At 71.1% G+C, this 23308-nt stretch carries 24 protein-coding genes and 1 tRNA gene; 12 read left to right on the forward strand and 13 right to left on the reverse strand.

Translation table 11 applies throughout. The annotated features are described in order from the left end of the window. Window positions 1-9: 9 nt before the first annotated feature. From AB0J40_RS12600 to AB0J40_RS12615, 4 genes are read right to left on the reverse strand one after another with little or no spacing between them, the layout of a single operon-like run. Window positions 10-795 (reverse strand): zf-HC2 domain-containing protein, encoded by a 786-nt coding sequence (locus AB0J40_RS12600; RefSeq protein ID WP_364451433.1) that lies wholly within the window; start codon window positions 793-795, stop codon window positions 10-12. Next, window positions 792-1349, reverse strand: a complete 558-nt coding sequence (locus tag AB0J40_RS12605; RefSeq protein ID WP_364451435.1) for a sigma-70 family RNA polymerase sigma factor — start codon at window positions 1347-1349, stop codon at window positions 792-794. Before AB0J40_RS12605 ends, AB0J40_RS12600 begins: the two co-directional genes overlap by 4 nt. Window positions 1350-1409: 60 nt before the next feature. Beyond that, the gene (locus tag AB0J40_RS12610) at window positions 1410-2336 is read right to left on the reverse strand and encodes a MazG family protein (RefSeq protein ID WP_364451438.1); all 927 of its coding nucleotides are present in this window, start codon (window positions 2334-2336) and stop codon (window positions 1410-1412) included. Further along, entirely contained in the window at window positions 2333-3358 is a 1026-nt protein-coding gene (locus AB0J40_RS12615) for a hypothetical protein (protein WP_364451441.1), read from the reverse strand. Before AB0J40_RS12615 ends, AB0J40_RS12610 begins: the two co-directional genes overlap by 4 nt. Window positions 3359-3443: 85 nt before the next feature. Here AB0J40_RS12615 and AB0J40_RS12620 point away from each other — a divergent pair, with 85 nt between their 5' ends. After that, complete coding sequence (locus AB0J40_RS12620) at window positions 3444-3851, forward strand: hypothetical protein (RefSeq protein WP_364451444.1); 408 nt, start codon at window positions 3444-3446, stop codon at window positions 3849-3851. Here the strand turns inward: AB0J40_RS12620 and AB0J40_RS12625 are convergent. From AB0J40_RS12625 to AB0J40_RS12640, 4 genes are all read right to left on the reverse strand, one after another. Then, complete coding sequence (locus AB0J40_RS12625; protein WP_364451447.1) at window positions 3835-3996, reverse strand: DUF397 domain-containing protein; 162 nt, start codon at window positions 3994-3996, stop codon at window positions 3835-3837. The genes AB0J40_RS12620 and AB0J40_RS12625 overlap by 17 nt on opposite strands. Then, window positions 3980-4165 (reverse strand): hypothetical protein, encoded by a 186-nt coding sequence (locus tag AB0J40_RS12630; RefSeq protein ID WP_364451450.1) that lies wholly within the window; start codon window positions 4163-4165, stop codon window positions 3980-3982. Before AB0J40_RS12630 ends, AB0J40_RS12625 begins: the two co-directional genes overlap by 17 nt. An 85-nt stretch (window positions 4166-4250) precedes the next feature. Beyond that, window positions 4251-7805 carry a transcription-repair coupling factor gene (gene mfd, locus AB0J40_RS12635; RefSeq protein WP_364452537.1) on the reverse strand — a complete coding sequence of 1185 codons (3555 nt, stop codon included), beginning with the start codon at window positions 7803-7805 and terminating at the stop codon, window positions 4251-4253. A gap of 170 nt (window positions 7806-7975) precedes the next feature. Continuing rightward, entirely contained in the window at window positions 7976-8893 is a 918-nt protein-coding gene (locus tag AB0J40_RS12640; protein ID WP_364451453.1) for an LLM class flavin-dependent oxidoreductase, read from the reverse strand. A 74-nt stretch (window positions 8894-8967) separates the two neighbouring features. Between AB0J40_RS12640 and AB0J40_RS12645 the strand changes: the two genes are divergently transcribed. Continuing rightward, window positions 8968-9741: a helix-turn-helix transcriptional regulator gene (locus AB0J40_RS12645; RefSeq protein WP_364451456.1), complete on the forward strand. Its 774-nt coding sequence runs from the start codon at window positions 8968-8970 to the stop codon at window positions 9739-9741. Here AB0J40_RS12645 and AB0J40_RS12650 read toward each other — a convergent pair. Continuing rightward, complete coding sequence (locus AB0J40_RS12650) at window positions 9717-10208, reverse strand: DedA family protein (protein WP_364451459.1); 492 nt, start codon at window positions 10206-10208, stop codon at window positions 9717-9719. The genes AB0J40_RS12645 and AB0J40_RS12650 overlap by 25 nt on opposite strands. Then, entirely contained in the window at window positions 10180-10776 is a 597-nt protein-coding gene (locus tag AB0J40_RS12655; protein ID WP_364451461.1) for a methyltransferase domain-containing protein, read from the reverse strand. The genes AB0J40_RS12650 and AB0J40_RS12655 overlap by 29 nt, the downstream gene beginning before the upstream one ends. Before the next feature lie 133 nt (window positions 10777-10909). Here AB0J40_RS12655 and AB0J40_RS12660 point away from each other — a divergent pair, with 133 nt between their 5' ends. From AB0J40_RS12660 to AB0J40_RS12670, 3 genes are read left to right on the forward strand one after another with little or no spacing between them, the layout of a single operon-like run. Then, window positions 10910-12028 (forward strand): histidine kinase, encoded by a 1119-nt coding sequence (locus AB0J40_RS12660; RefSeq protein ID WP_364451464.1) that lies wholly within the window; start codon window positions 10910-10912, stop codon window positions 12026-12028. Continuing rightward, window positions 12025-12681, forward strand: coding sequence for a response regulator transcription factor (locus AB0J40_RS12665; protein ID WP_364451467.1), 657 nt, complete (start codon window positions 12025-12027; stop codon window positions 12679-12681). The genes AB0J40_RS12660 and AB0J40_RS12665 overlap by 4 nt, the downstream gene beginning before the upstream one ends. 46 nt (window positions 12682-12727) lie before the next feature. Then, window positions 12728-13909 (forward strand): PQQ-dependent sugar dehydrogenase, encoded by a 1182-nt coding sequence (locus AB0J40_RS12670; protein WP_364451469.1) that lies wholly within the window; start codon window positions 12728-12730, stop codon window positions 13907-13909. 201 nt (window positions 13910-14110) lie between these two features. Here the strand turns inward: AB0J40_RS12670 and AB0J40_RS12675 are convergent, their stop codons facing one another. Next, entirely contained in the window at window positions 14111-14836 is a 726-nt protein-coding gene (locus AB0J40_RS12675; protein WP_364451472.1) for an SDR family oxidoreductase, read from the reverse strand. Window positions 14837-14866: 30 nt separating this feature from the next. On the opposite strand from AB0J40_RS12675, the gene AB0J40_RS12680 reads away from it, so the two are divergent. Genes AB0J40_RS12680 through AB0J40_RS12690 form a run of 3 tightly spaced genes read left to right on the forward strand, consistent with a single transcriptional unit; the run spans window position 14867 to window position 17094 of the window. Then, window positions 14867-15265, forward strand: coding sequence for an NUDIX domain-containing protein (locus tag AB0J40_RS12680; protein ID WP_364451475.1), 399 nt, complete (start codon window positions 14867-14869; stop codon window positions 15263-15265). Then, window positions 15262-15651, forward strand: coding sequence for an NUDIX domain-containing protein (locus AB0J40_RS12685; RefSeq protein ID WP_364451478.1), 390 nt, complete (start codon window positions 15262-15264; stop codon window positions 15649-15651). Before AB0J40_RS12680 ends, AB0J40_RS12685 begins: the two co-directional genes overlap by 4 nt. A 27-nt stretch (window positions 15652-15678) precedes the next feature. Beyond that, complete coding sequence (locus AB0J40_RS12690) at window positions 15679-17094, forward strand: hypothetical protein (RefSeq protein ID WP_364451481.1); 1416 nt, start codon at window positions 15679-15681, stop codon at window positions 17092-17094. On the opposite strand, the gene AB0J40_RS12695 is transcribed toward AB0J40_RS12690, so the two are convergent. Both AB0J40_RS12695 and AB0J40_RS12700 read right to left on the reverse strand, forming a co-directional pair. After that, a complete protein-coding gene (locus tag AB0J40_RS12695) occupies window positions 17091-17684 on the reverse strand; it encodes a TetR/AcrR family transcriptional regulator (protein ID WP_364451484.1) in 594 nt (197 codons plus the stop codon). The genes AB0J40_RS12690 and AB0J40_RS12695 overlap by 4 nt on opposite strands. A gap of 95 nt (window positions 17685-17779) precedes the next feature. Continuing rightward, the gene (locus AB0J40_RS12700) at window positions 17780-18745 is read right to left on the reverse strand and encodes an acyl-CoA desaturase (protein ID WP_364451487.1); all 966 of its coding nucleotides are present in this window, start codon (window positions 18743-18745) and stop codon (window positions 17780-17782) included. A 190-nt stretch (window positions 18746-18935) separates the two neighbouring features. Here AB0J40_RS12700 and AB0J40_RS12705 point away from each other — a divergent pair. The 4 genes from AB0J40_RS12705 to AB0J40_RS12720 all read left to right on the forward strand — a co-directional run bounded on the left by AB0J40_RS12705 (window position 18936) and on the right by AB0J40_RS12720 (window position 23294). Next, a tRNA-Gln gene (locus AB0J40_RS12705) sits at window positions 18936-19007 on the forward strand. Window positions 19008-19041: 34 nt separating this feature from the next. Beyond that, on the forward strand, window positions 19042-20796 hold the full coding sequence (locus AB0J40_RS12710) for a GGDEF domain-containing protein (protein WP_364451490.1): 1755 nt from the start codon (window positions 19042-19044) through the stop codon (window positions 20794-20796). A 48-nt stretch (window positions 20797-20844) separates the two neighbouring features. After that, window positions 20845-22317, forward strand: a complete 1473-nt coding sequence (gene glmU, locus AB0J40_RS12715) for a bifunctional UDP-N-acetylglucosamine diphosphorylase/glucosamine-1-phosphate N-acetyltransferase GlmU (RefSeq protein WP_364451492.1) — start codon at window positions 20845-20847, stop codon at window positions 22315-22317. Further along, window positions 22314-23294, forward strand: coding sequence for a ribose-phosphate diphosphokinase (locus tag AB0J40_RS12720; protein WP_364451495.1), 981 nt, complete (start codon window positions 22314-22316; stop codon window positions 23292-23294). Before glmU ends, AB0J40_RS12720 begins: the two co-directional genes overlap by 4 nt. The last annotated feature ends 14 nt before the right edge of the window (window positions 23295-23308 follow it).

Here is a 23308-nt window from a genome sequence, read left to right on the forward strand (position 1 = left end):
TCTTCCTCCCTAGTGGTGCGCACCGAGCCGGGTGAACGCCGCCCTGCGCAGGACGACGACCACCGTGGTCAGCGCGAAGATCCCCGCCCACACCGGCAGCGCGCGGGTGCTGAGCGCGAAAGCGTGCTCCGGGACCGCGAGGCTCGGCAGCGCGATGACCGTGATCCACACCCCGAGCAGCGCGTACGCCGCCCGGCTGATCCCGATCAGCCCGCCGAGCGCGAGCGTCCCCGTGGTGAACGCCAGGCTCGGCACCAGCCAGAGCCACGGCGCGGTGCCGGTGATCCACCCGGCGACGCCGAGCGCCGGCAGGACGACGGCGAGCACCGCCACCGTCCGCCGGGCGACGAGGTAGAGCCCGGCCCGCGGGGTCGCCGTGACGACCTCGTACGCCGGGTCGAGCCCCCGCGCCCACGACGCCGCCACCCCGAGCACCGGCAGCACCGGCGCGAAGAGCTGCACGCCGGTCACGTCGTTCAGCGCGACGTGCCAGAGCTGGTCGAGCCCGAGCGCGATCAGCGTCACCAGCACGATCATCCCCAGCCACGGCACCATCGCCGGCGTGACCCAAGTGTCGAGCCACCGCAGCCGGGACGGCCGCGGCCGCGGCAGCAGTTCGACGGCGATCCGGTCCCAGACGGCGTCGACCACCGGCCGCACCGGCGCCACCGCGGCGAGCCGCGCCCGGCACGGCGCGCACGTCTCCAGGTGGGCTTCGAGGCCCCACAGCCGGTCGCCCGGGAGGTCGTCGCCCGCCGCGTACTCGGCGATGAGCCGGTCCGACGCATGGTTCATGACAACGCCTCCCGCATCGCGATCCGCGCCCGGCGGGCGCGGGTCTTGACGGTTCCTTCGGGCAGCCCGAGCAGCACGGCGGTCTCGCGGACGGTCAGCCCGTCGAGCACCATCGCCTGCAGGACCTGCCGCAGCTCCGGCGCGAGGTCGCGCAGCGCGTCACCGACGTCGTCCCCCATCGTCGCCGCCAGCGCGACGTCTTCCGCCGCCGGCACGGGCGCGACGTCGAGGACGACCTCCGCCGGCACTTCGGCGTGGTGCGCCCGGCGCCGGAACGCGTCGACCAGCCGCCGCGCGGCGATCGTCCACACCCAGCCGACCGCGGTGCCCCCGGTCGCGGCGCCCGCGAACGAACCCGCCGCCCGCCACACGGCCAGGTACGTCTCCTGCATGACTTCGGCGACGACCTGCTCGTCGGCGCACCGGCGGCGCAGGCGCACGGCGAGCCAGGGCGACGTGCGGCGGTAGAGCTCCTCGAAGGCCGCGCGGTCGCCCTTGGCCGCGCGGCGGACGAGGTGGTCCTCGTCGGCGTCCTCCAGTGGCGGATTCCTCACACCAGGCAAGACGCCGGGTGCTCGCGAACGGTTCTCACCCGATTGTGTGCTGCGTCACAGTCAGCTGGAGGGCCAGAACTTCCGCCAGCCGTCGGCTTCCAGGGTCGTCGGTTCCAGGCCGGCTTCGCGCGCGGCCTGTTCGGCCGCCCGGATGTCGTCGGCGAACTGCTTCGCCACCGCCCGCAGCTCGCCCTCCGGGTCGACGCCCGCGCGCCGCGCCGTCGCCGCGATCCGGAACAGCTGGGCGGCGGCGCCGGTGCCGGCCGGGAAGAGGTCGAGCGGGATGCCGGCGCGCCCGGAGCGCTGCCCGAGCTTGCCGGCCAGCGCCACCGCGGGCTGGCCGAGCGCGACGCCGTCCACAATGGACTTGCGTTGCTTCTCCTGCTGCTTCAGCTCTTCCCACTTGACGTTCTGGTGCTCGACGGTGTGCACCGAATCGGCGTCGGTGAACACGTGCGGGTGCCTGCCGACCAGTTTCGCGACGAGCTCGGCGGCGACGTCGTCGATGCCGAAGGGGTCGGCGGGGTCTTCGGCCGCGAGGCGCGCGTGGAAGAGCACCTGGAGCAGGACGTCGCCGAGCTCCTCGCGCAGGGCCTCGCGATCGCCCGACTCGATGGCGTCGAGCAGCTCGTAGGTCTCCTCGACGAGGTACTGCCGCAGCGAATCGTGCGTCTGGGCGGCGTCCCACGGGCAGCCGCCGGGCGAGCGGAGCCGGTCCATCACCTCGGCCGCCTCGACCAGCGGCGGCGCCGGCGTCTCGATGACCCCGGCGCCGGTCGCGATGAGCAGCGACGCCGCGGGCTCGTCCCGGGACCCGGCGAGCAGCACGACGTCCTTCAACGAAGGCGCCTCGGTGACGGCCGGGATGCCGAACGCGCTCGCGTCGATGTCCGTCGCCGCGTACACGGCGGTGGAGTCACGGAGGATCTTCAAGGCCGCGGCGGGCAGCGTCTCCCCGCGGACGATTACGACGACACCCGTGCTCACTGCTGGGCGGGCGCGGCACCGCGCAAGGGCACGACGGTGCCCTTCGTGGCGTCCTGGTTCGGCGCGAGGTTCATGCCGACAACATCCCACACGCCGTACCGGGGGTTGACGCGCAGCCCGGCGTCGGCCAGGTACGGCTGCAGCAGCCGGGTGCCGATCGAGGTCAGCTGCTGGTCGGTCGGCTTCTGGGCTTCCTGGTCGGCCGGGACGGCCTTGTCGGTGCCGCGGCTGCGGACGACGAAGACGTACCAGTCGGGCTTGGCGGGCATCCGCGCCTGGAACACGACGACGCTGTTCGCCGGCGAGCCGAAGAGCGGCGTCTGCGCCAGGGAGAGGTACTGGGCGGCGCCGAAGAGCTCGGTCATGCCCGCGTCGGAGAAGCCGCCCGCGCCGGGCATGCCGGTCTGCTGGGCCTGCTGGGCTTCCTGGCCGGCCTGCTGGACGGTCGCCTGGATCTTCCCGGGGTCGGCCGCGAACTGGTGCGCGAGGTCGAACGCGCGGGCGCGGGCCTGGGGGTCGGTCTCGCTGGTGGCGCTGATGCCGACGTAGTCCGCGCCGACGGACAGCTTCGGCAGGTACTTCTGCGCGAGCTGCATTTCGAGGACGACGTCGTGGGCGACCTCGTTCGGGTCGCGCAGCTTCGAGACGATCTGCGTGACGGCGACTGAGTCGCCCTGCCCGGTGTCGGTGACCGGGGAGGACTTCTCCTGCGCGACGAGGGCGGCGACCTTCCCCTGGTCGGCGACGAGGCCTTCCTTGCGCGCGGCGCGCTCGGTGAGCTCGTGCAGGACCGTCTGCCGGACGATCTCGCGGCCCAGCTGGTCGAGCTTGTGCTCGCGGGCGAGCTTCTGGCCGTAGGGCTGTTCCCGGACGGCCTGGTCGATCATCGACTGGACGCGGTCGAGCGAGACCGAGCTGTCGCCGACGATGACGGCGCTGCCGACCTGGCTCGGACCCGAGCCGCAGCCCGCCAGGAGAAGTGCACCGGCAACGACCGCGACCAGCGCGCGAGGGCGCCCCATGATCCGCATCACAGGCCATACCCTCTCACACCATCGCACCCGAAACGCAACACCCACGGGGTACGCGCGGCGGTAATGTCGACTTATGGACCAGTGGCTGACGATCGAGGTGTTCGACGGCGAGTCCACGGCAACGTTGTGGCGCCTGGCGCACGGCGACGCGCTGACGGAAGCGGCGCTGACGAACGGCGCTGAGCAGTGGGTTTGGCACGAGCACCGCTGGGGTGTGGTGCTGGAGATCGAGTTCGCGTCGGAGGAGCGCCGGGACGCGTTCCGGGGGCTGCCGGTGGTGACGGCGGCGTTGGACGCGGTCCCGGATCCGGCTCGCGGGTTGCTGGTGTACCCGGGGCGGGGCGGGGGCGCGGGGTCACGGATGCCGCGCCGGCCCCGGCCATTGCCGATGGCGGGCGCCGGGGCGGTCCCGGTGCCGGTGGAGTCGGTGCGGATGGGGTTGGCGGAGAGCTTGCCGCCGATGTTCAGCGAAGTCGGCTGAGCAGTTCGCGCCAGGTTCGAGCGGAGGCGGCGAGGGTGCCGCCTTCGCGGTCTTTGGTGTCCCGGACCAGGACGGTGCGGGCGAGGGCGACCTCGACACAGTTGCCACCGTTGGCGCTGTAGCTGCTCTTACGCCAGGTCAACATCGTGGTCCGCTCCCGATGAGTAGAGCTTGTTCGCCAGGTCGACGATGAACTCTGACGAAACCCACTGCGCGCCCATCTCCAGCTTGCGAGAAATCTCCCGTACGCCCCAGTTCTTCTCCGCCATGCGCTGGAGCAGCCGTTCGCCGAGCTGCCTGCTACGGATGCTCATGCGGCGAACGTAAAGCCACCAAAAGCAAGAACCCCGGCGCCACAACGGGAGTTCCCCCGAAGTGGCGCCAGGTGTCCGCCGCCCTTTACACCGTCGCCGGCTTCTTCGTCAGTTGCGTCAGCAACTTCGTGCACCAGTCCAGCAGCTCTTCGTCCCGCAGCGTCGGCGCGCCGATTCGCCCTCCCGCCGGGCCCTCCGTCGGCTTCGGTACCGACACCGTGTTCGTCACCGCCTTGAACACCGCCTTCGGGTACAGCCGCTTCAACCGGACCATCTGCGAATCCGCCAGCGGCAACGGCGCGAACCGGATCGTGTTGCCCTGGACCGCCACCTCCGTCACCCCTGCTTCACGACACGTGTGCCGGAACCGCGCCACCGCCAGCAGCCGGTTCACCGGTGCCGGGGGCTGGCCGTAACGGTCGATCAGCTCTTCGCGGACCGCGTCCAGGCCCTCGGTGTCCGGCGCCGCCGCGATCTTGCGGTACGCCTCCAGCCGCAGCCTCTCGCCCGGGACGTAGTCGTGCGGGATGTGGGCGTCGATCGGGAGGTCGACGCGGACTTCCGCCAATTCCTCTTCTTCGGAAGGCTCGGCGCCCGCGTGTCGACGGAACGCGTCCACCGCCTCGCCGACCAACCGCACGTACAGGTCGAACCCGACGCCCGCGATGTGCCCGGACTGCTCCGCCCCCAGGATGTTCCCCGCGCCGCGGATCTCCAGGTCCTTCATCGCGACCGCCATGCCCGCGCCCAGCTCGGTGTTCTGGGCGATCGTCGCCAGGCGGTCGTGCGCGGTCTCCGTCAGGGGGGCCTCCGGCGGATACAGGAAGTATGCGTACCCGCGCTCGCGCCCACGCCCGACGCGGCCGCGCAGCTGGTGCAGCTGCGCCAGACCCAGCAGGTCACCGCGCTCGACCAGCAGCGTGTTCGCGTTCGAGATGTCCAGGCCGGTCTCGACGATCGTCGTGCAGACCAGCACGTCGTACTCGTTCTCCCAGAAGCCCTGGATGATCTTTTCGAGCTTCTCCTCGTTCATCTGCCCGTGCGCGGTGACGACCCGCGCCTCCGGCACCAGCTCCCGGATCCGCCGCGCGGCCTTCTCGATCGAAGACACGCGGTTGTGGACGTAGAACACCTGGCCGTCGCGCAGCAGCTCACGGCGGATCGCCGCGCCGACCTGCTTGTCGTCGTACGCGCCGACGTACGTCAGGATCGGGTGGCGGTCCTCCGGCGGGGTCAGGATCGTCGACATCTCGCGGATGCCGGCCAGGGACATCTCCAGGGTGCGCGGAATCGGTGTCGCCGACATCGTGAGCACGTCGACGTGCGTGCGCAGCGCCTTGATGTGCTCCTTGTGCTCGACGCCGAACCGCTGCTCCTCGTCGACGATCACGAGACCGAGGTCCTTGTAGCGGATGCCGGTCTGCAGCAGGCGGTGCGTGCCGATGACGATGTCGACCTCGCCGCTCGCGAGCTGCTCCAGGATGATGTCGGACTCGGTCTTGTTCGTGAACCGGGACAGGCCCTTGATCGTCACCGGGAACGAGCGCATGCGTTCCTGGAACGTGTTGAGGTGCTGCTGCGCGAGCAGGGTCGTCGGGACCAGCACCGCGACCTGCTTGCCGTCCTGCACCGCCTTGAACGCGGCGCGCACGGCGATCTCGGTCTTGCCGTAGCCGACGTCGCCGCAGATGACGCGGTCCATCGGGACGCCGCGTTCCATGTCGGCCTTGACCTCGTCGATGGCGGCGAGCTGGTCGTTCGTCTCCGTGAACGGGAAGGCGTCTTCCAGCTCGTGCTGCCACGGCGTGTCCGGGCCGAACGCGTGCCCGGGCGCGGCCTGGCGCGCGGCATACAGCTGGACGAGCTCCGCGGCGATCTCCTTGACCGCCTTCTTGGCCTTGGCCTTGGTGTTCTTCCAGTCGGAGCCGCCGAGCTTGTTGAGCGTGGGCAGCTCACCGCCGACGTAGCGGGAGACCTCGTCGAGCTGATCGGTGGGCACGAACAGCCGGTCGCCGGGGTGGCCGCGCTTGGACGACGCGTACTCGAGCAGGAGGTACTCGCGCGTCGCGCCCGCCACAGTGCGCTGCACCATCTCGACGAACCGGCCGATGCCGTGCTGGTCGTGCACGACGTAGTCGCCCGCCTTCAGCGCCAGCGGGTCGACCGCGTTGCGCCGCCGGGACGGCATCTTCGTGTTCAGGTCCTTTGTGGACGTTCCGGCGCCCGCGCCGCGGCCGGTGAGGTCCGCTTCGCTGAGCACGACCAGGGCGCGCTCCGGCGAGACGAAGCCGTCGGTGAGGCCGCCGCAGGTGACCGTGACCATGCCCGGGGCCGGCGCGCCGGTGAGCCCGTCGGTCGCCTGGGTCGCCGGGACGTCGGCGGCCGACAGCTGTTCGACCGCGCGCGCCGCGGTGCCCTGACCGGCCACGACGAGCACCGCCGTGCCCCCCGACGCGGTGTGCGCGCGCAGGTCCGTCATCGCGCGCTCGAGCTCACCGCGGTAGGCGGGCGCGGCCTCGACCGAGACGCGGTAGACGTCGGGGTCTTCGCTGGTCAGCTGGGTGAGGGTCCACCAGGCGCGCTTGGTGTCCTGGGCGTGGGAGGCGATCTCGTCGAGCCCGCGGTAGGCGGACGCGCCGAGGTCGATGGGCGCCTGGCCGCCCGCCGCGGCCGTCGTCCACGAGGCTTCGAGGAACTCCTGGCCGGTGCGGACGAGGTCGGCGGCGCGGGCGCGGATCTTCTCGGGGTCGGTGAGCAGGACGTGGGTGCCGGCGGGCATCGCGTCGGTGAGCAGCTCCAGCTCACCTTCGCAGAGCACCGGGATGAGCGCCTCCATGCCCTCGACGGGGATGCCGTCGGCGAGCTTGGTGAGCATCTCGGCCAGGTGGGCGTCGGCTTCGTACGTCTTCGCCAGCTCCGCGGCCTTCTCCTTGACCGGCGGCGTGAGCAGCAGCTCCCGGCACGGCGGCGCGGTGACGCGCGGGATCTCGCCGGGCAGCGACCGCTGGTCGGAGACGGCGAAGGCGCGGATCTCGCTGACCTCGTCGCCCCAGAACTCGACGCGGACGGGGTGCTGCGCGGTCGGGCCGAAGAGGTCGAGGATGCCGCCGCGGACGGCGAACTCGCCGCGCTTCTCGACCATGTCGACGCGGGTGTAGGCCAACTCGACGAGCCGTTCGAGGAGGCCCTCGAAACTCTGTTCTTCGCCCACGACGAGGTCGACCGGCGCGAGCGAGCCGAGGCCGGGCGCCATGGGCTGGATGAGGCTGCGGACCGTGGCGACGACGACGCGCAGGGTGTCGTCTTCGGTCTTGAGCCGGTGCAGCACCTCGAGGCGGCGCCCGACGGTGTCGGCGCGCGGGGAGAGGCGTTCGTGCGGGAGGGTCTCCCAGCTGGGGAAGTCGGCGACTCTCGCGCTGCCGAGGAGGGCGCCGAGGGACGCGGTCAGCTCGTCGGCCTCGCGCCCGGTGGCGGTGACGGCGAGAACGGGCTTGGCGGCGCCCTGATCGGCGGCGAGAGCGGCGGCGACGAGCTGCCGGGCGGCGATCGGGCCTTGCAGCTCGAGCAGCGGCGCACCGGCGCGCTCGACCACGCCGCGCAGAGCCGGGTCGGGAAGGATGGCGGTGAGGAGTCCGGACAGTGGAGCGTCGGTCACGGTCCCAGCCTACGTGCCACCCCCGACAAGTTTCCGATCACGGCTGGTGACGGGACCCAAGCGCCCCAATGTGGCCTTGGTTGCGTCTGACGCACCCAATGTGGCCTTCGGTGCGTCTCACGCACCGAAGGCCACATTGGGTCGCTGGCGGGCCGTCAAGAGCGCAGCAGGTTCGCCACCTCCGCCAGCCTCGGCAGCTGCTCGTCGAACACCTTCGGGTCCGTGCTCGCGATCCGCAGCAGCACGTGCTCCGCCCCTTCGTACTCGCGCAGCTTCGAAGCCACCTCCGCGGCCGAGCCCGTCACCTGCATCTGGATCCCCTGGACGAACGCCGCCGGGCGGCCGTAGTTGGTCAGGCAGTACTCCTCCAGCAGCGCCTGCCCGCGCGAGACGTCGTCCTCCACCAGGACCGTCGCGAACAACGCCGGCGTAACCGGGCGCGACGCCGACGAACGGATCCGCGCCAGCCCCGACACGTAGTCCGCCGGGTCCGGCGGGTACGGCAGCCACCCGTCGTACAGCCGTCCGATGCGGGAAAGCGCCCCCGGCGTGTACGCCGCCAGCCACACCGGCGGCCCGCCGGCACGCGCGGGCGATGGAAAGACCGGCAGCGAGTCGTAGTGCAGCACCGACCCGTGGAAGGAATCCGAGCCACTCCACGCCGCGCGCCACAACCCCACGATGTCGTCCAACCGGGCGCGGCGACGCGCCCACGGGACTCCCACGAACGCGAACTCCGGCTCACTCCGCCCGGCGAACCCCGCGCCGACCGCCACCGTCAGCCGGCCGCCGCTCAACAGGTCCAGGGAAAGCAGCTGGTTCGCCGAGAGAACCGGGTCGCGCAACGCCGGGAGCAGTGCGGACGTCCCCAACGTCACCCGTGAGGTCCGCGCGGCGAAAGCACCCAGCACGGCGAACGCGTCGAGCGGGGCACGGGCGAGGGTGTCCCCCACCCACACCGAGTCGAGGCCGAGCTCCTCGGCGGTGACGGCGACGTCGACCAGCTCGGGCGCGGTCCGCCCGGCGTCGAGGATGGGCTGGTAGGTCGGTACGACCAGGCCGAATTTCGTCATGCCGGAAGCGTCGCCCACCCCGGGAATACCCTCAATTCCCCGGAGGGAATGGCCCGGCGGAGCAAGATGGACCCGTGGACTTCGGAACGACGCTCAAGGACTGGCGCACCCGGCGCCGCCTCAGCCAGCTCGACCTGGCGCTGCGCGCGGGCACGACGCAGCGGCACGTCAGCTTCATGGAAAGCGGCCGGTCGGTACCCGGCCGCGGCATGGTGCTGCGCGTCGCCGAGTCCCTCGAGCTGCCGCTGCGCGAGCGCAACGGCCTGCTCCACGCCGCCGGCTACGCGCCGACGTACCCCGAAACGCGGCTCGACGACCCGGCGATCCGGCCGGTGCTCGACGGGCTGCGGCGGCTGCTCGACGGCCACCGCCCGTACCCGGCGATCGTCGTCGACCGCTACGGCGTGCTCGTCGCCAAGAACGACGCGTTTTCCCTGCTCGTCGAGGGTGTCAAAGCCGAACTCCTGGAGGAACCGGTCGACACGCTGCGGCTCGCGCTGCACCCGGACGGCATGGCGCCGCGCGTGCGCAACCTCGACGACTGGGCCCGGCACATCCTCGAACGCCTCCGCAACGACCTGGCCCGCACCCCGGACGACCGGCTGGCCGCGCAGCTCGCCGAGCTGGAGTCCTACCTGCCACCGCAACGGCCGCCGACCGACGGTCACCTCGGCTTCGCCGTCCCGGTGCGACTGTCCACTTCGGTCGGTGAGCTGCGGCTGATCACGGCCATCACGACGTTCGCGACCGCCGCCGACGTCACGGTGTCGGAGCTCAAGCTGGAGACGTTCCTGCCCGCGGACGCGGAAACCGCGGAACGCCTTCAGACGACCAGCGCGGTGACGTGACCCGCCAGCAGTTCCGCGCTCGCCCACAGCACCGCCGCGCACACGCTGCCCGCCGCGAACCGGCGGTACGGCATCGCCGCCGAGCCCGCGACGCGCGGCACCAGCGTCCGCAGCCCGGCCAGGCAGCGCCCCGCGATCACCGCCGGGACGCCGTAGCGCGCGACCGCCGCTTCCGCGCGGTCCCAGCGGTCCTGCCCGACGCGGCGGGCGAGCCGGGACCGGCGGAGGCGCCGCCCTTCCAGGTACGCGAGCTGGTCGCCGAGGACGGCCGCGACCACGGCGACCGGCCACGTGAGTCCGAAGTGGAGTGTGCCCCGCTCGGCGAGGAAACCCATCAGCAGCAACGTCGACAGCGTGGGCAGCACGATCCCGGGCAGCAGCGCCGTCTCGGCCGCGATGATCGCGAAGCAGACGAGGTAGACGACCGGCGGCGGCGCGTCAAGCAGTGGCCGCAGCAGGCTGTCCATCCCGCGTCCTCCCCACCGTCACCGGGAGCGCCGCGCGGTAGACGAACGCGGGCGGCAGGTTGCCCCAGACGACCGGAGTGCGCTCCACGACGGCGAACCGGCTTCGCAGTGAAGCGGCGAAGCGGCGCGCGGGTGGCGTCCAGGCCGCGTGGGCGTACGCGAAGGTCGTGAAGCGGCCGTTCGGGGCCAGCGAGGCCGTGACGGCGTCGAGGATGCGGCGCCGGCGGTCCGCGGTCATGGCCGTCCACGGCAGACCCGAGACGACGACGTCGACGCCGTCCAGCGCGAGGTGCTCGGCCGAGCCCGTGACGACGTCCAGGTCCGGAAACCGCTCGCGCAGCGCGGTCGCGAAACGCGGGTTGATCTCGTAAGCCGTCAAGTGTGCTTCGGGGCGAAGCAGCGCGAGGACCGCTTCGGTGAACACGCCCGTGCCCGGCCCCAGCTCGGCGACGCGGGTCGCGCGCTCCAGGCCGAGGCCCGCCGTCATCGTTTCGGCCAGCCGCGGCGAGCTGGGCGCGATCGCGCCCGTCAGCATCGGGTGGCGGAGGAATTCCCTGGTGATCGACATGTCTCCGACGCTAGGAACGACCGGGGTCGCCGCGAATCCGTCGGATCGACCGGTCCCCCTCCTCCCAAGGGAGGACACGATCGGACCGAAGGGATGACGACCCGGCCCCGGTCCCGGCGCTACGTTCGGTGGCGTGGAACGACTCGTGAGGTGGGTGCGGCGGCACCGGTGGACGGTGGACCTGCCGCTGTACGCCGTTTTCGTCTTCCTCGCGCCGAGCTGGGCGGGCGAAGAGCCGTGGGTCACGCGCGCGATCCCGATGCTGTTCCTGCTCCCCCTGCTCGTCCGGCGCCGGTACCCGCGGACGGTCGCCGTGCTGATCATCGCCGGCGCGGTGGTGGTGTACGTCAACGAGATCTGGGCCTACGACCGCGGCCGCACCGAGCTGGCGATGGCGGTCGTGCTGTTCACCCTGGTCAAGCTCGGGCAGCGGCGGTTCGCCGCGGTGATCGCGGTCGCGGTCTTCGCGCTCGGCTGGGAGTGGGGGTTCGCCTGGGGGACCTACACCGACAACCCCACCGCGACGATCGTCGGCATCTGGCCCCTGCACATCGCCGCCTGGGCACTCGGGGAGTTCTTCCGCAGCAAGGAAAAGCTCACGGCGGAAGAAGAGAAGCGCGACGAAGCGCAGGCGCGGGCGGCGGTCGCGGAGGAGCGCACCCGGATCGCGCGGGAGCTCCACGACGTCCTCGCGCACAGCATGAGCGTGATCGTGCTGAACGCCGAGGGCGCGAAGCTGGCCCGGCACCGCGACCCCGAAGCCGTCGACCGCACGCTCGACACGATCGGCCGCACGGGCCGCACCGCGCTCGCCGAGCTGCGGCGCCTGCTCGAAGTGCTGCACGCCGGCCAGGAGGCGCGCAGCCCGCAGCCGACCGCCGACGAGCTGCGCCGGCTCGTCGAGCAGGCCGGGCGGGACGTCACCCTCGACGTCACCGGCGACGCGGCCGGCCTGCCGGCGAGCGCCGCGCTGCAGACCTACCGGATCGTCCAGGAGGCACTGACCAACATGATCAAGCACGCCCCGGCCGACGCGACCGGCCGCGTCGAAGTCGCGTTCGCCCCGGAGGAGATCCGGATCGAGGTGACGAACACCGGCGGGAAGTCGCCGCCGGCACCCGCGTTGCCCTCGTCCGGACGCGGGCTCGCCGGGATGCGCCAGCGCGTCGAGATGTACCACGGCGAGCTGGCGGCCGGGCCGCTGCCGGACGGCGGGTACCGGGTGCGCGCGAGCCTGGTGGTCGGGTCGTGACCACGCGGGTGCTGCTGTGCGACGACCAGGAACTGGTGCGCGTCGGGCTGCGGATGATCGTCGAAAGCCAGCACGACCTGGTCGTCGTGGCCGAGGCGGCGAACGGCGAGGAGGCCGTCGCGAAGGCGCGCGAGCTGCGGCCGGACCTGGTGCTGATGGACGTCCGGATGCCGGTGCTCGACGGCGTCGCCGCGACCGGGCGGATCTGCGCCGAGCTGCCGGACGTGCGCGTCCTGATCATCACCACGTTCGACCTCGACGAGTACGCGTACGCCGCGTTGCGCGCCGGGGCCAGCGGGTTCCTGGTGAAGGACGCGCCCTCGGAGGAGATGCTCGTGGCGGTCCGCGGCGTGCTGCGCGGCGACGCGATGGTCTCGCCGTCGGTGACGCGGCGGCTGCTCGACCGCTACCTCGCCGACGACCGCGACCCGGTCGACGTCGCGAGGCTCGACGTCCTGACCGAGCGCGAGAAGGACGTGCTGGGACTGATCGCGCGCGGGCTGTCCAACGGCGAGATCGCCGCGAAGCTGTACATCGGCGAGACGACCGTGAAAACGCACGTCGGGCGGATCCTCGGCAAGCTGCGGCTGCGCGACCGGGTGCACGCGGTCGTCTTCGCCTACGAGTCCGGGCTGGTCCGGCCGGGCTCGTGAGCGGGTCCGCACGGCGATTTCACCGGTTGCTGGCAGGATGAGCCGTATGCGACGTGTGCTGGGTCTCATCGGTGCGGTGTCCCTGCTGGCCGCGGCCTGTTCGGGGGCCGCGAGCGCGCCGGTCCAGAGCGTCCCGCCGGCGTCCACGCCCCCGGCCTCGACCGGGAAGTTCAAGGTCGAGACGGTGACCGCCGGGCTCGAGCACGGCTGGGACGTCGGCTTCCTGCCCGACGGCGGCATCCTCGTGCCGCAGCGGCCCGGCAAGCTCGCGCTGGTCCGCGGCGGGAAGGCGACCGACGTCAAGGCGGACTTCTCCGACGTCTACGCCAAGGGCGAGGGCGGGCTGCTCGGCATGGTGATCAGCCCGGACTTCTCGACCAGCCGCGAGTTCATCACCTGCCAGGACCACCAGGAAGGCGGCAAGGCCGTCGACATCCGGCTGGTCACGTGGAAGCTCGCCGAGGACGACACGAGCGCGTCGCGCGTCAAGGACCTGCTGACCGGGCTGCCGGTGAACCCGAGCGGACGGCACTCCGGCTGCCGCCCGACGTTCGCGCCGGACGGCGCCCTGCTGGTCGGCACCGGCGACACGGCCCGGGCGTCGATCGCGCAGGACCGGCACTCCCTCGGCGGCAAGGTGCTGCGGCTGGACGCGAAGACCGGGAACCCGTTGCCGGACAACCCGTTCATCACCTCGGCCGACCCGCACGAGCGGCTGATCTACACCTACGGGCACCGCAACGTCCAGGGCGTGGCGATCCGGCCGGGCAGCGGCCAGGTGATCACGGCCGAGCACGGGCCGACGTTCGACGACGAGGTCAACCTGCTCAAGCCGGGTGCGAACTACGGCTGGGACCCGTCGAAGGGCGGCACGGACTCCAGCTACGACGAGAGCGTGCCGATGACCGACCTCAAGCGCTTCCCGGACGCGGTGAGTCCACTGTGGACGTCCGGCAAGATCACCGAGGCGATCAGCGGCGACGCGTTCCTGACGGGCGCGCAGTGGGGCCCGAACGACGGCGCGCTGGTCGTGGTGGCGCTGAAGGGCCAGAAGCTGCTGCTGTACCACTTGGACCAGGCGGGCAAGGTCCTGGACGTCTCGCTCCCGCCGGAGTTCAACGACAAGTTCGGCCGCCTGCGCGCGGTCCGCAGCGGCCCGGACGGCGCCCTGTACGTGACGACTTCGGACGGCACGGACGACAAGCTGCTGAAGGTCACTCCCGCCTGATCATGAGAAACCCACGGCCGTGGCGTGCCGTGGGCACTTCCGCCGGGGTGGCGGATCGCGGAACATGGTGTAAGCCAAGAGTTTTCGCCCGCCCCCGACGAGTGTTGGACGCGGTCCGAAGAAAGCGTTCCCGCGGCAGCACCGCGCCGGTCCTCGATCGTCATCGCCGACCTGACGATCGGGGACCGGTTTCCAAGCGTGCTATTTCCCCAGGTGAGCCCCGCCGTTGACGTGCACCACCTGTCCGGTGACGTGCCCGGCGGCGGGGCTCGCCAAGAACGTCACGACGGCGGCGACGTCGTCCACCGTGCCCGGTCGCTTGTTCATCGTGTTCGCGATCAGCTGCTCGCGCCGGCGGTCGGAAAGCTTGCCGTGGAAGAACTCCGTCTCGCCGATCAGTCCCGGCGCGACGACGTTCGCGGTGATCCCGCGCGGGCCGAACTCCTGGGCCACGCTGACGTTCCAGCCTTCGACGGCGGCTTTGGCTGCCCCGTACGAGCCGGCGCCGCTGCGGGCGGCGATGGACCCGATCGTCACGATGCGCGCGTTGTCGGCGAGCCGCTGGCGCAGCGCGTGCGTCACCAGGGCGGCACTGACCACATTGGACCGGAGGTTCCGCTCGAACGCGGCCGCGAAGCCGGCGAGCCCGTCGCCCTCGGCGTCGAGGAAGTCCGTGTTGCCACCGGCGTTGTTGACGAGCACGTCGACGCGCCCGGGCAACTCCCCGAGTGCGGCTTCGACGGCCGCGGGATCGGCGGCGTCGAAGACGACGGGCCGCGCACCCAGGAGGGTCGCGGCTTCGGCGAGAACCTGCTCGCGGCGCCCGGTGATGGTGACCCGGTCACCGGCTCCGGCGAACGCCGCCGCGACGGCGTACCCGATGCCGGTGCCGCCGCCCGTGACCACGACTTCCCTGCTGTTCCCCATGGCTTCGACCTTAGCGCCTAGGATCGCGGAATGACCGAGATCGACAAGGTGGCGTGGATCGAGGTGGCCGACGGCCGCGTGCTGGCGGCGCGCTCGCGGGGCAAGGACAAGTTCTACCTGCCCGGCGGCAAGCGCGAGCCGGGCGAGACGGACGCCGAGACGCTGGTGCGGGAGATCCGCGAAGAGCTGGACGTGGCGATCGCGGAGGAGTCGATCGCCCCGGCGGGTACGTTCGAGGGTCAAGCGCACGGGAAGGCCGAGGGGACGCTGGTCCGCACGACCGCGTACACCGCGGAGTACTCGGGAACCCTACGGGCGAGCAGCGAGATCGAAGAGATCGCGTGGCTCGGCTACGCGGACCGGCCGCGGGTGTCGCTGGTGGCGCAGCTGATCTTCGACCACCTGCACGAGGCCGGCGCGCTGCGGTGATCGACAAGATCGCCTGGCTGCACCTGGTCGACGGCCGGATCCTGAGCACGCGATCGCGCGGCAAGGAGGTGTACTATCTCCCGGGCGGCAAGCGCGAGCCCGGTGAGTCGGACGCCGAGACGCTGGTGCGCGAGATCCGCGAGGAACTCGACGTGGCGATCGCGGAGGAGTCGATCGCTCCGGCGGGCGTGTTCGAAGCGGAGGCGCACGGCCACGCGGGCACGCTCGTCCGGATGACGTGCTACACGGCGGAGTACGCCGGGACGTTGGCTGCCAGCAGCGAGATCGAAGAAATCGTTTGGCTGGCGTACGCGGATCGGAGTGGAGTGTCGGCGGTGGACCGGCTCATCTTCGACCACCTGCACGAAACCGGCCGGCTTCGATGAGGCCGCCTCGTCGGGCAGAATCACCTGATGGACGCAGCGGCCGACGGTGCTGAACAGTTCTTCGACCTGAACATCGAACGGGTGCTGGAGCACTGGCCGGTCGCGTTCGCGATCCGTGAGATCATCGCGAACGCCCTCGACGAACACGCCCTCACGAAGACCGCCGAGCCGGTGATCAGCCGGGATTCGGCGGGCGTGTGGCACGTCGCCGACTTCGGTCGCGGACTGCGGTACACGCACCTCACGCAGAAGGAAAACGACGAAAAACGCCGTTCCGACGCCGTGATCGGCCAGTTCGGCATGGGCCTGAAGGACGCGCTCGCCGTCTTCGACCGGCACGACGTCGGCGTCGAAATCCGCTCCGCGCACGGCGACATCACCACCCGGCAGCGCGCCAAGGAGACGTTCGCCGACGTGCACACCCTGCACGCCGTGATCCGGCCGCCCGCCGATCCCCGCCGGCCCGGCACGGACGTGCTGCTGCACGGGGTGACCGAGGACGACGTGGCCGCGGCCAAGAAGTTCTTCCTGCACTACAGCGGCGACCAGCTGCTGGAGACAACCTCGGCCGGCCAGGTCCTGGAGCGGGTTTCTCCCACCGCCCCCGGTCGGATCTACGTCAAGGGGCTGCTCGTCGCGGAAGAGCCGAACTTCCTGTTCTCCTACAACATCACGGACATCAACGCGCCCCTGCGGCGAGCCCTCAACCGCGAGCGCAGCAACGTCGGCCGATCCGCGTACACGGATCGGGTCAAGGCGATCCTCAAGCAGTGCCGGTCGGCCGGTGTCGCTTCTCCGCTGGCCGATGACCTCGCCGAATTCGCCACCGGGCGGATGCACGACGAACTGAGCTGGCGCGAGATCGCCGTGCACGCGTGCACGGTTCTCGCGACCGAGGAGGACGTCGTTTTCGTGACGGCGGCGGAGCTGCAGGAGGGCACACCCCAGCTCCGCTACGCCGTCGATGAGGGATACCGGCTCGTCACCGTGCCCGCGGAGGTGTCGGCGAAGCTCGGTCAGCAGGTCGACCTGTCCGGCCGGCCATTGCCCACCCTGAGCCGCTACCGCGCGGCGTGGAACGACAGCTTCGTCTTCCAGGTGGTGAGCACGGACGACCTGACGCCTCGGGAACTTTCCGTCTTCGAACTGACCGACGAGGTCCTGCGCCTCGCGGACATCGAGCGGCCGCGGCCCGGCATCGTGATCTCGGAGACCATGCGCCTGGACGAAACGGGCCACTCCACGGTCGGCCTCTGGGAACCGGGCGAGAACCGGATCGTGATCCACCGGAGCCGGCTGGCCGGTGCCGCCGAATACTGCGCGACGCTGCTGCACGAACTCACGCACGCCGTGTCCGGTGAGCCCGACAACTCGCTGGAGTTCGAGGCCGCGCTGACCGACATGCTGGGAAAGCTCGCCCTCCGCGCGCTGCCCCGCGGCTAACCCAGCCGGAGCTTCGGCTTGTGCTCCAAGTGCGACAACCCGTTCCAAGCCAGATTGACGAGATGCGCGGCCACCTCGTCCCGCTTCGGCTTCCGGGCGTCCAGCCACCACTGCCCGGTCAACGCCACCATCCCCACCAACGCCTGCGCGTACAACGCGGCCAGCTTCTCGTCATACCCCCGAGCCGCGAACTGCTGGGCCAGAATGTGTTCCACCTGGCTCGCGATGTCGTTCAGCACGGTCGAGAACGTCCCCGTCGAACTCGCCACCGGCGAATCGCGCACCAGGATGCGGAAGCCGTCGTGGGAATCCTCGACGTAGGACAGCAACGCCGTCGCCGCCTGTTCGAGCATCACGCGGGGGTGGCCGCCGTGCAGGGTGGACACCATGCGGTCCAGCAGCAGCTGCGTTTCGCGGTCCACCACCACCGCGTAGATGCCTTCTTTGCCGCCGAAGTGTTCGTATACCACCGGTTTCGACACGTTCGCCCGGTGCGCGATCTCCTCGATCGACGTTCCGTCGAAACCCTTCTCGGCGAACAGCGCCCGAGCGACGTTCAGCAACTGCTGACGCCGCTCGGTGCCCGTCATCCGCACCCTTGTCACCGGGGCGGCCGGACGCGCCCCGGTGACCTGCTGCTCACGCTTCGAACGTCGTCTCCCCGCCACCTGGGCAGCCTAGTTGACTAGCCCTTTTCGGTCGCGATACGGGCCAAACGCTGCGGCGTCGGCCAGCGGACGTCGTGCACCCAGCCGAACTTCTCGAAGATCCAGATCAGCCGCGCGGAGATGTCGATCTGGCCGCGCTTGACACCGTGGCGGGCGGACGTCGGGTCGGCGTGGTGCAGGTTGTGCCACGACTCGCCGAACGAGAAAATGGCCAGGGGCCAGAAGTTCGCCGACTTGTCGCGGGCGGCGAACGGGCGCTCGCCGATCATGTGGCAGATCGAGTTCACCGACCACGTCACGTGGTGCAGCACGCAGATGCGCACCAGGCCCGCCCAGAAGAACGCGGTGACCGCGCCCCACGGCGACCACGAGATCAGCCCGCCCAGCAGTGCCGGCAGCAGCAGGCTGACCAGCGCCCAGAGCCAGAACAGGTCGTCGACCTTCTTGATCGCCGGGTCCTTGACCAGGTCCGGCGCGAAGCGCTCGGCGTTGGTCTGGTCGCGCTCGAACAGCCAGCCCATGTGCGCGTGCCAGAAGCCCTTCGCGATGGCCCACGGCGAGGTGCCGAACGCCCACGGCGAGTGCGGGTCGCCGTCGCGGTCGGAGAACGCGTGGTGGCGGCGGTGGTCGGCGACCCAGGTGATCACCGGGCCCTGCAGGGCGATGCTGCCCGCGATGGCCATGAACACGCGCAGCCACTGCTTGGCCTTGAACGAGCCGTGCGTGAAGTACCGGTGGTACGACACCGTGATGCCGAGCCCGCTGATCGCGTAGAACACGACGAAGATGGCGACGTCGACCCAGCTCAGTCCCCAGCCCCAGGCGAAGGGCACCGCGACCAGCAGTGCCACCAGCGGCGCGATCACGCCGAAGTACACCGACAGCTGCACGCCGATGCCGCGCGTGCCTTCGATAACGGGTTTGGGGCCCTTCGGAGCCGAAGGCTCCCCGGCGGGCTGAGAACGGTCGAGCGTGGCCGTCATACGCTTCACTTCTTCCTACGCGGGCGCCCTTACGAAGGGTGACCTAACCTACGATGCCGTAAGTTACGGTACAGGAGGTTTCGGCGGCTGGGGAGAGCCTTCGGTCGGCTCTGGGGTACCCGCCGGACCGGGCGGTAACGCATCCCCCGCGCGGACGACACCCGATCGTCGCTATCCTGACCAGGTTCGATCCGCCGTAGTGTAATCGGCAGCACTTCAGATTTTGGTTCTGACAGTTCAGGTTCGAATCCTGGCGGCGGAGCAGCAGAAGGACCCGAACCCACGACACCGGGAGGTTGGCGCTGACCGACGAGGCGACCGACCCGGTGGCGGCCAGGCGTCCCGCGCTGGCCGAGATGTCCGACGCCTGGCTCGTCGGGCGCGCGCGGGAGCTCATCGCCGCGGTCCAGCGGCAGGAGTACACCCAGCAGCTGCAGATCGTCGAGCTGATGGACGAGCTGCTCGACGAGACCCAGCGCCGCGGCGAGCCGACGATGGTGGCGCAGCTGCTGCGCGCCTCCGCGATCGCCCGGCTGATCACCAAGGGCCTGGCGGCCGAGGCCGAACCGCGGCTCGACGAGATGCTCGCGCACACCCGCCGGCACGGCCTCGCCCTGCTGCGGGCCGACGCGCACGCGCTGCGCGGCCGCCGCCTGGTGATCGCCGCGCAGGAGGACCCCGCGCTCACCGAGATCGCCCGCGCGCTGGCCATCCTCGACGACTCCGCCATCCCGAACCGGCAGGTCGGCATCCGCCAGTGGAACCGGATGCTGTGGTCGACGCTGAACGACTGCTGGATCGTGCTCAACCAGCTCGGCGTCTACGAGGCCGCCGAGGAGGTCATCGGCCGCGCCGCGAGCGCGATCCGCGAAAGCGCGAGCCCGCACGAGATCACGTTGCAGCTGATGAACCGCGTCAAGATGCTGCTGGGCTGGGGCCTGCGGCTCGAGCGCATCGACGAGTACGACGAGAGCGCCGAGAAGTTCCGCACGGCGGCGTCCATGGCCGTGGCCGCCGAAGGCCCGTTCACCGAGTCGCTGTTCCCGCGGAAGGCGGGCGTCCCGGCCGTCGACCAGGTCGGCGTCCTCGCTTCGGCGCAGGCGCTGCACAGCCCGAGCGCCGACCAGATCGACCGGCTCCGGGCGCTGCACGAAGGCACCGGCTACCCGGGCGAACGCGAGATCGTCGCCATCGCGCTGGCCCGCTGCCTCGACCAGGCCGGCCGCCGCGAAGAGGCCCTCGACGTGCTGCGGCACGCCCGCGAGTCGCTGACCGACGACACCTCGCAGCCGTCGATGCGGCTGAACATCGCCCGCGAGCTGGCCCGGCTGGACACCACGCCGGACTACGCGTCCGGCGCCAGCGAGTCGCTGATCGACTACGCGCGGCGGCTCGAGAACGAGATGTGGAGCCTGCGCGAGTCGCAGATCGCCACGCTGAACGCGCGCCGCGAGCACGAACGGCTCTCCGCCGAGCACGGCGCGATCACCCAGCAGGCGCTGCAGGACCCGCTCACCGGCCTGCCGAACCGGCGCGCGCTGGACGAGAAGCTGCGCCAGCTGGCGTCGTCGGCCGACGCGCAACCGCTCGCGGTCGCGCTGGTCGACCTCGACGGCTTCAAGGGCGTCAACGACAAGCAGTCCCACGCCGAAGGCGACAACGTGCTGCGCGTCGTCGCGAGCACGCTGCGTGACGCCCTCCGCGGTGACGACCTCGTGGCGCGCTACGGCGGCGACGAATTCATCGTCCTGCTGCCGGGCACGCCGGCGTCCGCGGCGAAGATGGCGCTCGGCCGCGCGGTCAAGTCCGTCTCGAACCTGCCCCACCACCTCTCGCACGGCGTGACGCTGTCCATCGGGCTCGTCTCGCTGCGGCCGCAGGAGCGCGGCGAACAGGTCCTGGCGCGCGCGGACGCGGCCATGTACCAGGCGAAACGCGGCGGCGGCAACCAGGTGGCGTCGGCCAACTCGATGGCCGCCGACCCGGCCGCGGCGTGGGCGGGCGAGGCCCCACCGACCGACCCCGCGTGGGACGCCGAGGACCACAGTTAGGATCTGAGCCCGACAGAAGCCAGTTTTTGGTAACCGTTGGGAGCGCCGTTGACCGGCCCGCTGAGCACGTTGATCCTCGCCGCGGGTGAGGGCACCCGCATGCGATCCGCGACCCCGAAGGTGCTGCACCCGATCGCCGGGCGGCCCCTCGTGGAGCACGCCGTCCGGGCCGCCGCCGGCCTGGCGCCCGAGCACCTCGTGGTCGTGACCGGCCACGGCCGCGAAGCCGTCGGCGAGCACCTCGCGCGGGTCGGCGAAGCCCTCGGGCGCGCGGTCGGCACCGCCGTGCAGGAAGAGCAGAAGGGCACCGGCCACGCCGTGTCCTGCGCGCTGGCGACCCTGCCGGCCGACCTGACCGGCACGGTGATCGTCAGCTACGGCGACGTCCCGCTGCTCGACACGACGACGCTGCGCGCCCTGCTCGACGAGCACACCGAGGCGAAGAACGCGGTCACCGTGCTCACCGCCGTCGTCGCCGACCCGACCGGCTACGGCCGCATCGTGCGCGACGCGGCGGGCAAGGTCACCGGGATCGTCGAACACAAGGACGCCACCCCGGACCAGGCCGAGATCACCGAGATCAACTCGGGGGTCTACGCCTTCGACGCCGCCGTCCTGCGTGACGGCCTCTCGCGCCTCTCGACCGACAACGCGCAGGGCGAGCTGTACCTCACCGACGTCCTGGGCATCGCGAACGGCGACGGCCTGCACGTCGGCGCCCTCGTCGTCGACGACCCGTGGCTGACCGAGGGCGTCAACGACCGCGTCCAGCTGTCGGTGCTCGGCGCCGAGCTCAACCGCCGGATCGTGCAGCGCTGGCAGCGCGAGGGCGTCACGGTCGTCGACCCGGCCACGACCTGGATCGACGCCGGCGTCACCCTCTCGCGTGACGTCGTCATCGAGCCCGGCGTGCAGCTCAAGGGCACGACGACGGTCGGCGAGGGCACGACGGTCGGGCCGGACAGCACCCTGACGAACATGACCATCGGCGCCCGCGCCTCCGTGGTGCGCGTGCACGGCTTCGACTCCGAACTGGGCGACGGTGTGAACGTCGGGCCGTTCACCTACCTGCGGCCGGGCACGAAGCTGGGCGAGAAGGGCAAGCTCGGCGCGTTCGTCGAGACGAAGTCCGCCGACATCGGCGCCGGCACGAAGGTGCCGCACCTGACCTACGTCGGCGACGCCACGATCGGCGAGCACTCCAACATCGGCTGCTCCAGCGTGTTCGTGAACTACGACGGGGTGAACAAGCACCGGACCGTTATCGGGTCGTATGTCCGGATGGGCGCGGACAACACGTTCGTCGCTCCGGTGCAGGTCGGTGACGGCGCTTACAGTGGAGCGGGTGCCGTGATCCGCGAGGACGTCCCGCCGGGCACACTCGCGGTGTCGGCGCCGCCGCAGCGCAACATCGAAGGCTGGGCGATCCGGCGCAGGCCGGGTACGCCCGCGGCGGAAGCGGCCCAGGCCGCGCTCGACGCCGAGTCAGCAGCAGGAACCGACGGGGAGTCGCCAGCATGAGTCCGAAGTCAGGTACGCCGAAGAAGAACTTGATGCTCTTCTCCGGACGGGCGCACCAGGAGCTCGCCGAAGAGGTCGCGAAGCACCTCAACGTGACGATCACCCCGCAGACGGCGCACACGTTCGCCAACGGCGAGCTGTTCGTCCGCTTCGAGGAGTCCGTGCGCGGCACCGACGCCTTCGTCATCCAGGCGCACACCACGCCCATCAACGAGTACGTGATGGAGCAGCTGATCATGGTGGACGCGCTCAAGCGGGCGAGCGCGAAGCGGATCACCGTCGTGATGCCGTTCTACCCGTACGCGCGCCAGGACAAGAAGCACAAGGGCCGCGAGCCGATCTCGGCGCGGCTGATCGCGGACCTGTTCAAGACCGCGGGCGCCGACCGGATCATGACCGTCGACCTGCACACCGCGCAGATCCAGGGCTTCTTCGACGGCCCGGTCGACCACCTGATGGCGCAGACCGTGCTGGCCGACCACATCAAGAAGACCTACGGCGACGCCGACATCACGGTCGTCTCGCCGGACTCGGGCCGCGTGCGGCTGGCCGAGAAGTGGGCGCAGACGCTGGGCGACCGGCCGATCGCGTTCATCCACAAGACGCGCGACCCGGACAAGCCGAACCAGGCCGTCGCCAACCGCGTGGTCGGCAAGGTCGAGGGCAAGCTCTGCGTGCTGATCGACGACATGATCGACACCGGCGGCACGATCGTGAAGGCCACCGAGGCCCTGATCGACGAGGGCGCGGCCGACGTCGTCATCGCGACGACCCACGGCATCCTGTCCGACCCGGCGACCGAGCGGCTCTCGCAGTGCAAGGCGCGCGAGGTCATCGTGACGAACTCGCTGCCGATCCCGGAGGAGAAGCGCTTCGAGGGGCTGACGGTCCTGTCGATCGCGCCGATGCTCGCCGAGGCCATCCAGCAAGTCTTCGAAGACGGGTCGGTCACGTCCCTCTTCGACGGCAACGCCTGACCACCCTTCCGCCG

The organism is Amycolatopsis sp. NPDC049691 (assembly GCF_040675005.1).
Taxonomy (GTDB): Bacteria; Actinomycetota; Actinomycetes; order Mycobacteriales; family Pseudonocardiaceae; genus Amycolatopsis.

Excerpts from the sequence above, each read along its gene's own strand:
- AB0J40_RS12690 (WP_364451481.1), top strand. The coding sequence starts at position 15,679 with ATGGACGCAGCGGCCGACGGTGCTGAACAGTTCTTCGACCTGAACATC.
- AB0J40_RS12620 (WP_364451444.1), top strand. The coding sequence starts at position 3,444 with ATGGACCAGTGGCTGACGATCGAGGTGTTCGACGGCGAGTCCACGGCA.
- AB0J40_RS12670 (WP_364451469.1), top strand. The coding sequence starts at position 12,728 with ATGCGACGTGTGCTGGGTCTCATCGGTGCGGTGTCCCTGCTGGCCGCG.
- AB0J40_RS12630 (WP_364451450.1), bottom strand. The coding sequence starts at position 4,165 with ATGAGCATCCGTAGCAGGCAGCTCGGCGAACGGCTGCTCCAGCGCATG.
- AB0J40_RS12700 (WP_364451487.1), bottom strand. The coding sequence starts at position 18,745 with ATGACGGCCACGCTCGACCGTTCTCAGCCCGCCGGGGAGCCTTCGGCT.
- AB0J40_RS12615 (WP_364451441.1), bottom strand. The coding sequence starts at position 3,358 with ATGGGGCGCCCTCGCGCGCTGGTCGCGGTCGTTGCCGGTGCACTTCTC.
- AB0J40_RS12680 (WP_364451475.1), top strand. The coding sequence starts at position 14,867 with ATGACCGAGATCGACAAGGTGGCGTGGATCGAGGTGGCCGACGGCCGC.
- AB0J40_RS12625 (WP_364451447.1), bottom strand. The coding sequence starts at position 3,996 with ATGTTGACCTGGCGTAAGAGCAGCTACAGCGCCAACGGTGGCAACTGT.
- AB0J40_RS12640 (WP_364451453.1), bottom strand. The coding sequence starts at position 8,893 with ATGACGAAATTCGGCCTGGTCGTACCGACCTACCAGCCCATCCTCGAC.
- AB0J40_RS12655 (WP_364451461.1), bottom strand. The coding sequence starts at position 10,776 with ATGTCGATCACCAGGGAATTCCTCCGCCACCCGATGCTGACGGGCGCG.
- AB0J40_RS12675 (WP_364451472.1), bottom strand. The coding sequence starts at position 14,836 with ATGGGGAACAGCAGGGAAGTCGTGGTCACGGGCGGCGGCACCGGCATC.
- AB0J40_RS12650 (WP_364451459.1), bottom strand. The coding sequence starts at position 10,208 with ATGGACAGCCTGCTGCGGCCACTGCTTGACGCGCCGCCGCCGGTCGTC.
- AB0J40_RS12600 (WP_364451433.1), bottom strand. The coding sequence starts at position 795 with ATGAACCATGCGTCGGACCGGCTCATCGCCGAGTACGCGGCGGGCGAC.
- AB0J40_RS12695 (WP_364451484.1), bottom strand. The coding sequence starts at position 17,684 with ATGACGGGCACCGAGCGGCGTCAGCAGTTGCTGAACGTCGCTCGGGCG.
- AB0J40_RS12720 (WP_364451495.1), top strand. The coding sequence starts at position 22,314 with ATGAGTCCGAAGTCAGGTACGCCGAAGAAGAACTTGATGCTCTTCTCC.